Raw genomic sequence first — 9,997 nt, forward strand, 5'->3', positions numbered from 1 at the left:
TGCTTTCTGGTAATGCGCTCCTTCCATTTCAAGACCGATCGCTTTCCATGAAGTATTCATAAAATAAGAAAGAATATCCCTGTTCTGAAGCGAAGTTCCCAAAACGGTAATCATCGGACCTTCGAAAGCTTTTAATTCATCATCTTTGAAATCATCAAGTTTCAGGGCATTTTCGAACGGATAATTATCTGCTGTTCCTTCAAAAATATGCGAGGTTGGAATCATGATGTCGCCTTTTCCTCCGGCAAGAATTCCTGCTTTCCCCATGATAGAAACAGATTTTACCTTCATCATGTACACTTCCCCTTTATGTTCGTAAGGTCTCAGCAATTCGTCCATCACCTCGTAAGCCTGTTCTCCGAATGCATAATCGAAAACCATTACGACATCATCACCTGCAAATTTAATATCCTGAAAAGGTGTATTTCTGAGATCTGTTTTGCTGAGGTCGATGATCTGTACATCAATATTACTTCCGCTTTTGTCATTAATGTAGATCATTCCCTGTTCCAAAGCGTATTTTGAAACTTTATCGCGAAGTTCTTTTTTGTCGGAAATTTCTCCGTACATTTTATAATCTACTTCTTTATGATCTTTTTTCTTCAATGCTTCGTTGGCATACAGCATATTTTTCACAGAGTGCATATTCGCAGAAATGATGTGAAGCGGTCTCATGTGAAGATTATTTTCAAACAAAACTTCTTTTACTTTATTCGCCCACTTTTCACCAAAATAGTGATGTCCTACTCTTTCCTTTAAAATAGCACTGAAATGAATTTCTCTTTCTCTGGTCTGTTTTGCATCTTCCAGACTTACTTTCGCAAGGTTGTAGATGATTTTGAATAAACGGTCAGGATTTTCATCATCCCCGAAAGTATTGTAAGCCTTTAAAGTTTCATCAAACGTTCTTCCTATTAAAGAAGATAAATGAATAAGGGCAACTTCTTTTTCTCTTCTGCTGAATTTTTTCTCCCCTTTCACCACTTCTTCAATAATTTTGAAGGCTCTTGTCGGTTTCCAGTTTTCATCCTGAATGAAAGCCAGATTGCGAACTTTATCTGCCTCAATAAATAAAAAGGTAAGGTGGGTAAGAATATCATAAATTTCCGAACGTCCCAAAAGAACTTCAATGTTCATCTGGTGCTCATCGATTCTGTAACAGTTTCTTCTTCTTTTTTTAGGAACAATCGGTTCGAAACTTCCTTTATCAAAACCTTCGTCTGATGTAAGATGAATGAAGGCGCATTCTTCAATTCCTTCTGGAAGTCTGTCTAAAACATACATCAAACCATCGAGTTCCAGTTTCCCTGGAATACTCATGGTACCGTAAATTTCCGGATTGATCGTCTTCAACAAACTTCTAATGCTTTCTCCTGAAACTCCGCTCGGCTTGAAAAAACCTCTATAAAACAGATGTCTCATAGAAATGTAAAGTCTTTCAATTGCCTCGGTGGTTTCTCTTGCTCTAGAATTTGTCATATATTTAAAATTTTTATAAAAAGTCTGCTAAGTTACGAAAAATATTTTAAATGAAATTTTTAACTTAACAATCAATGTTTTAGCGAATCTCACTTCATCAGTCTACAAATATTTTACTGTCTTAAAATTAAGATTTTCGCCGCTTGTTTTTAAAAGTTTCAGGAATAAATTTTCTTAATATTAAAAAAGTATCCTATATATATAATTAAGGTATGAATGTAATTTTAAAAGTCAGCCCCTCTAAAAACTACAATTATTTTAAAATTATATTAAATTTTAAAAACACCCCTTAAATTTTTAGGGTAAAATAATTTTCGATTCAATTTTTTCGTAAATTTGCCCCGTAAAAATCAACCTAATATGTCAACTTTAAGATTCAAAGCGTTAGAAACTTTACCATTCAAGGACTTCAGAAGAGATAATTCTGTAGAAGTTCCTGTAAAATTATCAGAATTATTCTGTCAGAATGTTTTCTCTGAGGAAACAATGAGAGAATATTTAACGAAAGAAGCATTCCAGTCTATTATGGATGCCGTAAAAAAAGGAAGCAAAATCCAAAGACACATTGCAGATCAGGTTGCGGTGGCTATGAAGGATTGGGCAATGAGCAAAGGTGTAACGCACTACACGCACTGGTTTCAGCCTTTAACAGGTTCTACGGCAGAAAAGCACGATTCTTTCTTCACTCCGATTGAAGGTGGAAGAGCGATCGAAAGATTCAGCGGAAATTTACTGATCCAGCAGGAACCGGATGCATCTTCTTTCCCGAATGGAGGTATCAGAAACACTTTTGAAGCGAGAGGTTACACCGCGTGGGATCCTACATCTCCTGCATTCATCATGGGAACTACTCTATGTATTCCTTCGATCTTCATCTCTTACACAGGAGAAACTTTAGATTATAAGGCTCCTCTTCTAAGAGCTTTGAACGCGGTAGACGAAGCTGCCACCAACGTAATGCAGTATTTTGACAAAAACGTAACGAAAGTAACACCAACTTTAGGTTGGGAGCAGGAATACTTCCTAGTAGATTCTGCATTATATCAGTCTCGTCCAGACCTTGTATTAACGGGGAAAACTTTATTAGGGCACTCTCCTGCAAAAGGACAGCAGTTGGATGACCACTATTTCGGTTCAATTCCTACAAGAGTCATGAATTTCATGAAAGAACTGGAAATTGAATGTATGAAATTGGGAATTCCGGTTACAACAAGACACAACGAGGTAGCTCCGAATCAATTCGAGTTGGCTCCGATGTTTGAAGAAGTAAATGTTGCTGTTGACCACAACTCTTTGTTGATGGACGTTATGGCAAGAATCGCTCACAGACATCATTTCCATATTTTGTTCCACGAAAAACCATTCGCAGGCGTAAACGGAAGCGGAAAGCACAATAACTGGTCTTTGGCAACAGATACAGGTGAAAACCTTTTAAGCCCGGGAAAAAATCCTAAGAAAAACTTACAATTCTTAACGTTCTTCGTCAATACAATTAAAGCGGTTCATGAATATGCAGACCTTTTAAGAGCAAGTATTGCTTCTGCAAGCAACGACCACAGATTGGGTGCGAACGAAGCTCCGCCGGCAATTATTTCCGTATTCATCGGAAGCCAGTTGTTCAGAGTTTTGGAAGAGCTTGAAAAAGTAACGGAAGGAAAACTTTCTCCGGACGAAAAAACAGATTTAAAACTAAATGTTGTTGGAAAAATTCCTGAAATTCTGTTGGATAACACCGACAGAAACAGAACTTCTCCATTTGCATTTACAGGAAATAAATTCGAGATCAGAGCGGTAGGTTCTTCTGCAAACTGTGCAGAGTCCATGACGGTAATGAACACGATTGCTGCAAAACAGTTAAACGACTTCAAAAAAGAAGTTGATGCTTTAATTGAAACAGGTCTTAAGAAAGATGAAGCGATCTTCAATGTATTAAGAGAATACATCAAACAGTGTAAAAACATTATGTTTGAAGGAGACGGATATTCTGATGACTGGGCTAAAGAAGCGGAAAAGAGAGGTTTAAATAACTTAAAAACAACTCCGGAAGCTCTTAAGCAGGAAATGGACGAGAAATTCTTAGCGCTTTACGAAGAGATGGGAATTTTCACGCACAGAGAAGTTGAAGCAAGAAACGAAATCAAATTAGAAAAATATTCTACGGTTATTGATATCGAAGCAAGAGTATTAAGTGATATCGCAAGAAACCACATTATTCCTTCTGCTTTAAATTATCAGAACAGACTGATCGAGAACGTAAAAGGGTTAAAAGAAATCTTCGGAGACAAAGAATTCAAATCTTTGGCAAAAGAACAGATGAGCTTAATTACAAGCATTTCCGAGAATGTTTCTAAAATTAAAGTAGGCGTTGAAGATCTTATTAAAGCAAGAGAAGCAGCAAAAGCAGTTACAGAGAGCCAAAAACAGGCTGAAGAATACTGTAATAAGGTAAAACCTTTATTCGACACCATCAGAGATGCATCAGACGATCTTGAAATGATGGTAGATGATGAGCTTTGGCCAATGACGAAATACAGAGAAATGTTATTTACAAAGTAACATTTGTAAAGTTCCATATTAGTGAAACTCTCCGATTGATCGGGGAGTTTTTTTTATGAGCTATGAATGCTTTGTTAAAACGAAAACAATAACTGTTATAAAAGCATTAAAAAGTAGAGTTAAAAACCTGAAACAACCGAAAAACCAATCATTTATTAACAAAATTTATAATGGGATATTTTGAATTAATTTGATTGACTATCCTTTATTCTACCATAATCCGCAATAATTTTGTTAAAGAATCTTAATAAAAAAAACCGCACACCTACCCAAAACAGGCGGTTGCGGTTTATTTTTTTTTAACATACGTAAAAATTATGTTAAAATGTGTTAAATAAAGAACCTGACAATTGTCATATCGGGGCTCTTTTACTCGGATTCTATATTTTTGTATTGCTTTTGAAAATATACTATCCTTTTTTTAACACGGTAATCAAATATATATGAAGAAAAGAGTTTTGTTTTATCTAGTTGCTTTCGTCTCTACTGTATCGTTACAATCGTGTGTTACAAACTACGTAGTTTCAAAACCAGCAACTTACGCTAAAGAATACAAAACAGATGCCAAACTTGCCTCTCTTGAAACAAACAAAATGGAGCAGGATAAGCAGAAATTAATCAACTCATTTCTTGCAGAAAAGGCAGCTACTTTAGCCAACACAAAAAATTCTATCAAAAATTCTGAGATTGCAAAAGCAATCAAACATAACGCAACAATTGACAACATCTTAAACGAAGCACAGACTTATCTTGGAACTCCTTACCGATATGGAGGAATGACAAGAAACGGAATCGACTGTTCAGCTTTCGTTCTTTCAGTTTTCGGAGCTGCAGCAGGTCTTAGTTTACCAAGAGTAGCTGCTTCACAATCTGAAGAAGGTGAAAGAATCGAGAAAGAAAACCTTCAGAAAGGAGATCTTATTTTCTTTTCTCACGGAAGAAGAATTTCTCACGTAGGAATCGTTGAAAGCGTAACTGAAGACGGAGAAGTGAAGTTTATTCACGCCGCAACTTCTAAAGGAGTCATGATTTCTTCATTAAATGATTCTTATTGGGGTCCAAAATACAGATTCGGAAAGAGAATCATCAACGAAAACGGAGAAGCTTACAATAATCTTGCAACAACAACTCCGGCAGCAAACGCAGCAAGTTTTTAATTTTAAATAATTGATTTAAATAATGAAACCATCAGAAATTTGATGGTTTTTTTATTGTTTCATTTTTGACTACCCCGTCTTTTGCTTCACAAAATCCACCCCTTCAGAGAAGGGGAATTGCTTTTTTCTAATACTAAGAGGATAAATAATTTATTTTTAGTTTAATCTGAGTTCGGGATAAGTCTTCTTAAACGCAAGGTTAAACCAAGAGATTAAATTATCAGGAATTCAGCTTTTAAGATATACAAAGGCGTAAAACTTATCAAAGTAATACCATTTTTGTCTTTTTTAAATAAACAAAGTGTCTTTGTTTAGCTTACAAACTTTCAATAAGTAAAAAAATCTTTTGTTCTTCTTTGCGATAAATCAATACAACACTGTAAATCAATTATTTAAATTCATTTCTTAATCCGGACTGAGGTTAGTTTAACAAACTAACTTCACCTGTAAAAGCTTCGAGATTGAGCTTAGATCAATCCTTATCTCATTTTGTTATTAAAATACTTTGAAATTGAACTCCTGCGGAGTTCTTATTCTGCATTCTTCATTTATGCTGCACAGATATAATTCCTACGGAATATTTATGTACAGAAAATCCAAAGATAAAATGGTATTAGACAGCAAAACGATCAACGATCAACAATTAACCATCAACTGTACCCTATCCGTTTTTATCAATTTCAATATCGAACTGATGAAGGAGTCCATGAATTTCAGAAAGCGAAAATCTAGCCTTTTTAAGCCTGTTTGAAGCCGGATCTATGGAATAGCTGAACGATGTACGGAAATCCGCTTTTTCAAGGTTGGTGTGGTCGAAAACAGCTCCGGAGAGATCGCATCCGGAAAATATTGCGCTCGATAAATCGCATTCAGAAAAATCGACCTCAATTAATTTTGAATTTCTGAATAGTGTTTTTTTAATTGATGTTTTATAAAATATGGAATTATTGAGAAGACAGCTTTCAAATGTAAACGATAATCCGAATTCGTTGCAATCGTTAAAATGCAGTCCGAACATTTTACATTCTCTGAAAATCACATCCCGAAAAGCTGTTGAAACCAGATTCATCATGCTGAGGTTGCAGCCAACAAATTCGCAGTCGTTAAAATTATAGCCTGAAAGATTAGCATATTCTAAATTACAGTTTCGGAAAGTACAGTTTTCATATTCACCTTTGTCTAAAGGCTGCGTGAAATTTATGTTCTCGAAATGCTGATCTGAAAAATAGGATTCTTTCATGAACTTTGTTGAGAGTTATTTTATTTCGCGAATTTAGCAGATTCAAGTTTGAAAATTAAAACATAGCATTTTAAACTTCCATCATCCCACTTCCGGCTTTCAGCTTTTAAACCAGACTATTCTTATCCGAATAATTCAGTTTAAAGAAAATAAAAGTCATCATTGAGAACGCCAGTAAAGAACTTCCTCCGTAACTGAAATACGGCAACGGAATACCAACGGTTGGAAAAAGCCCCATTACCATTCCTAAATTGATGGTAAAGTGCATTAAAAGAATCGAGGCAAAGCAATATCCAAAGACGCGGTTAAATCCCGATTTCTGCTGCTCCGCGAGATAATAAATTCGTCCGATGTAAATCATATAACAAAGAATAAGAACAGCACTTCCTATAAAACCCCACTCTTCACCTACCGTACAGAAAATATAGTCGGTTTCCTGCTCCGGAACAAATTTCCCCTGCGTAACGGAACCTTCACGGTATCCTTTTCCCCAAAGTCCTCCGGAACCGATAGCCGTTTTAGAATACAACAAATTATATCCGGAAGTATCTCTGAATGCTTTTTCACCTTTAAAAAGAACCTCAATTCTTTCTCTCTGGTGTTTCGGCAGTTTTTCTAAAATATAAGGCGCACCGAAAGCCAGACCACATAAAAGCAGCACCGAACCCGCAATACTTGAGATGGAAATAATATTCCACGACATTTTGTAATAATTCATTGCAATGTATCCTCCGATAATCAGAACGATGGTAATGGCAACCCAGATCGGATCTATCGCCAAAGAGACGAGGAAAACCCCTGCAAAAAGAAATCCCACACCAAACAGAACTCCGCTCAATCCTTCACGATACAAGGCAATAAAAAAGGCGATGAAAACCAACATCGAACCAACATCGGGAATGGCGAGAACCACTATAGCCGGAATTCCGACAATAGCCAAAGTGGTTAGTAATGACTTTCTGTTTTTCAGATTAAATTCCGGTCCGGAAACATAATTTGCGAGCATTAAAGCCGTTCCAATTTTTGCAAACTCAACAGGCTGCATGGTAAAACTTCCGAATTTATACCAGTTTTTCTGCCCGAGAATTTCTTTCCCAAAAGGAAAAAGCCCGATCAGCAGTAAAACACCTCCAATGTAAATAATTCCTGACATATTTTCGAAGAACTTGCTCCGTCCCACGAAAATCACCAATCCGACGAACAGGGAAATGCAGAAGAAAATAAGCTGTTTTTCTCCTAACTTTTGGTCTACACTATAAATATTTGCGATGGCAAAAGCACAAAGCAGGAAATATAAGCCAAGACCTAATTTATCTATTCCTTCTGCCCATTTCATTGTTTAGCAGGTTTTGTTTTATTATTTTTCGTTTCGATGTCTATCTGTTTCTGCAGTTTTGCTTTCTGCTCTTTTACAAATTTCAGGCTGTCCTGTATTCTTTTCTGCTTGAGAGAATCTACCGGTTCTTTGTACAATCCTTTGCGCTTCAGATCGGCAATCCACTGTCTTTTATATTCAGGCATAAAGCTTGAGGAAGTCATCTTTTTGTAGAGATTTTCACGCTTCAGATCACCCGTAATAAATTTTTCGGCGATTACCGTTGAGGCTGGACCTGCCCAGGTTGCACCAAATCCGGCGTGTTCCATTACCGCTGCAACCACAATTTTAGGTTTATCAGCCGGAGCAATTAAAACAAAAATGGAATTATCTTTTCCCTGCGGAACCTGCGCAGTTCCTGTTTTTGCCAACTGGGTAAAGTCGTTTGATTTTAAACCATGTGCTGTACCTCTTAAAACTACGGCTTCCATTCCTTTCAGAACGGGCTCAAAATGCTTTTTATCAACTAAAGTCTGATGCTTCTTTTTGAATCTCGGATCAGGATTGGGTTTTCCGTCAATCGATTTTACGATATGCGGAGTATAATACCATCCTTTATTGGCAATTGCAGCCACATAATTGGCAAGCTGAAGCGGAGTTACCAGAACATCGCCCTGTCCCATTCCGTTGAAAACAGCCCCTGTTGCTAAAGGATCCCAGTTTTTAGGATCTTTTTTAGAGCCGCTTGCTTTATAGATTGAAGCCATTCTTTTTTCATAAAACTCTCCGGTAGGAATTCTTCCTTTTGCACCTACAGCAAAATCATTATTTAAAAATTCTCCTACTCCGAAGCTGCTCATGATCTTTTTCCATTCGTCAACTCCTTTCGAAGGATTTCCGGGATATTTATTGAGAATTGCTAAATAAGCGTAAGAAAAGTAACAGTTACTGGAAACCTGAATAGCAGGAATCAGCGGATCTGCGCCACCGTGACCTTTAATTCTCAACCCTCTGTAATTAAATCCGCCTCCACAAGGAAACACTGTATTTTCGTCCATCACACCCATCTGCATCGCAGACAAAGCCGTTAACAATTTAAATGTAGAACCGGGAGGATAAGCTGCCTGTAAAGACCGGTCGAAAGTCGGTTTGTTCTCGTAGATTGTATCTTTGGATAAAGCGTAGAGGTTTTTAGATTTATTCGGTCCGGTAAAAAGATTCGGATCGATATCCGGTCCGGTTGCAGCCACCAGAACTTCTCCGTTATTGGGATCAATTGCTACAATCGCACCATGCTTATTGACAAGCATTTCTTCAGCAATTCTCTGCAAATCGTAGTCTATGGTTAGTGTAATATCTTTTCCTGTGATAACGTCTTTGTCTAAAGATCCGTTTTTGTAAGGTCCTACATTCCGCAGTTTAATATCTTTCTGAATGTATTTCATTCCCTTCACTCCGCGAAGGTCTTTTTCGTAGGCTTTTTCAACCCCTGTTTTTCCGATGAAATCTCCGGGTAAATAATAGGCAGAGTCTTTTTTAATTTCTCTTTCGTTAACTTCACTGGTATATCCCAAAAGATTTCCTGACGTAGAAACTTCATACTGTCGCTGAGGTCTTGAAACAATGCTGAAAGCAGGATATTTGAATATGATTTCCTGAACTCTCGCAATGTCTTCACGGCTTAGATTTTTCATGAAGGTCATAGGAGTCAGCTTGGAATAATATTTTTCTTTTTTAATATTTTCGATGGTTCTGACGAAATCATTTTTCGAAATCTTCATCAGGTTACAGAATCCTACAGTATCAAAATCAGGACGCATCAAAGCCTGAGTGAAGGAAATTTCGTAAGCAGGCTGATTTCCCACCAGAATTTTACCGTTTCGGTCAAAAATAACTCCTCTTTGCGGAATAACGTATTCAATTTTAATGGAAGTATTCGCTGCATTTAAAGCGTAACGATCCGTAAACAACTGTAAATAAGCAATTCTCGCCACAAAAATCAGAGCGATAACGATAAGAACGGAAAAGATTTTTAAATAACGTGTGTTCAAACTTTTTGTTTGATTTTAAAGATTAATGCGTAAATAACTATAAATATAAACGAAATTAAACTAGTTACCAATACATTAAGCAATATTTCAAAAAATCTGCTGAACTTGAAGAATTCAATGTACTGAACTAAAAGCTGATGCAAAAAGATACTTGAAAATAAAAACAGTAAAAACTGCGCCCACTGCAGGGACTGAAAAG

6 protein-coding genes and 1 pseudogene are annotated in these 9,997 nt (G+C 36.7%); 2 read left to right on the forward strand and 5 right to left on the reverse strand.

Annotated features, from left to right (window positions below):
* The coding region (locus tag WFK35_RS16210; protein ID WP_336733457.1) for a DUF6909 family protein at positions 1-1,479 on the reverse strand (1,479 nt) is incomplete at its 3' end.
* A gap of 360 nt (positions 1,480-1,839) precedes the next feature.
* Between WFK35_RS16210 and WFK35_RS16215 the strand changes: the two genes are divergently transcribed.
* Positions 1,840-4,035: a glutamine synthetase III family protein gene (locus WFK35_RS16215; RefSeq protein ID WP_076391403.1), complete on the forward strand. Its 2,196-nt coding sequence runs from the start codon at positions 1,840-1,842 to the stop codon at positions 4,033-4,035.
* Between the two features lie 443 nt (positions 4,036-4,478).
* Complete coding sequence (locus tag WFK35_RS16220; protein WP_214588050.1) at positions 4,479-5,192, forward strand: C40 family peptidase; 714 nt, start codon at positions 4,479-4,481, stop codon at positions 5,190-5,192.
* A 661-nt stretch (positions 5,193-5,853) separates the two neighbouring features.
* On the opposite strand, the gene WFK35_RS16225 is transcribed toward WFK35_RS16220, so the two are convergent.
* The 4 genes and pseudogenes from WFK35_RS16225 to WFK35_RS16240 all read right to left on the reverse strand — a co-directional run.
* Positions 5,854-6,432, reverse strand: coding sequence for a pentapeptide repeat-containing protein (locus WFK35_RS16225; RefSeq protein ID WP_336733458.1), 579 nt, complete (start codon positions 6,430-6,432; stop codon positions 5,854-5,856).
* A gap of 106 nt (positions 6,433-6,538) precedes the next feature.
* Positions 6,539-7,768 carry a rod shape-determining protein RodA gene (gene rodA / locus WFK35_RS16230; protein WP_336733459.1) on the reverse strand — a complete coding sequence of 410 codons (1,230 nt, stop codon included), beginning with the start codon at positions 7,766-7,768 and terminating at the stop codon, positions 6,539-6,541.
* The gene (locus tag WFK35_RS16235; RefSeq protein ID WP_336733460.1) at positions 7,765-9,798 is read right to left on the reverse strand and encodes a peptidoglycan D,D-transpeptidase FtsI family protein; all 2,034 of its coding nucleotides are present in this window, start codon (positions 9,796-9,798) and stop codon (positions 7,765-7,767) included. Before WFK35_RS16235 ends, rodA begins: the two co-directional genes overlap by 4 nt.
* A pseudogene (locus WFK35_RS16240) lies at positions 9,795-9,997 on the reverse strand (rod shape-determining protein MreD); the annotation flags it as partial. The gene WFK35_RS16235 and the pseudogene WFK35_RS16240, both read right to left, overlap by 4 nt.

This window comes from Chryseobacterium sp. VD8 (assembly GCF_037149975.1).
GTDB classification, from domain to species: Bacteria; Bacteroidota; Bacteroidia; order Flavobacteriales; family Weeksellaceae; genus Chryseobacterium; species Chryseobacterium indicum.